The sequence below is a fragment of the Serratia sp. LTN-2 genome (genome assembly GCF_059740205.1).
Map to the genome: position 1 here is coordinate 1 of NZ_JCAXDO010000078.1, position 959 is coordinate 959.

General features: G+C 61.4%; 1 protein-coding gene and 1 pseudogene. Both read left to right on the forward strand.

The window, feature by feature from the left end; translation table 11 throughout:
* Window positions 1–360: pseudogene (locus AC6BYQ_RS28420) on the forward strand (plasmid segregation protein ParM domain-containing protein); the annotation flags it as partial.
* Between the two features lie 2 nt (window positions 361–362).
* On the forward strand, window positions 363–959 hold a 597-nt coding region (locus AC6BYQ_RS28425), incomplete at its 3' end, for a plasmid partitioning/stability family protein (protein ID WP_498057921.1).

The window sequence follows — 959 nt, forward strand, 5'->3', positions numbered from 1 at the left end:
CGCGCAGCTGCAGGCGCGCTGCGGGCTGCAGACAGCGAAACCAGCGCGCTTATTGCTGACACGGTCATCCGCAACCGCAATGATCGTCAGTATCTGCAGCGTGTGATCAACGATGCCGGAAAAATTGACGATGTGCTGAACAAAATTACAGAGGCAATCACTTCCCTGGGCGCGCGTGTCACCAGTGAGCTGACGGCCTTCAGGAACGTTAACCGGGTATTCCTGGTCGGGGGAGGGGCATCCCTCATTGTAGAGGCTATCCGTCAGGCCTGGCCTCTGGCTCCTGACCGTATCGAGGTTATAGGCGATCCGCAGCTGGCGCTGGCCAGAGAGATTGCCCTTTACAATAAAGAGGACTAAACGTGCCGGACGGCCAGTATTCTTTCTATCTGCACAGCGACGATCGCACCGACATCGCGGCGATGGCGACCATCAGCACCATCTCGCAGCCCCTGCGCGGTGACTTCATCCGGACCGCCGCCACCGCCGGGGCGGTGATGTACCAGACGGATGCCCGTTTACCGGCTCTGATCCCGGTGTTCTTTGACGGGCACTTGAGCGCCATCCGGCTTTGCGCCGTGATGGCCCTGGTATCCGGCACCTGGTCTTCACTCTCAGGACTTCCTGATGAGCCTGATGGTGGCGTGGCGGCTCTGGCCATGTCACCGGAGACGGAATACCAGCGCCGGCGTTACACCCTGACGCTTCAGGATGACCGGAGCAGTGAACGGGTTGAGCGTGTGCTGACGGGCGTGTCATCCCGCCTGCGCGGAGAGCTGCTGAGAAACCTGATTATCACCGGTCTGGCCCTGCATACGACCGCACCGGAGCTGCCGCGTCTGCTGGCCAGTATGCCGGTACCGCCCGGCACGGTCAGCGAGCTGCAGGTTCTGGTTCAGCAGATGGCTGGTACGGCTGACGTGAGTATGGCTGCAGTGCCGGAGAAACCAGCGGAGCCT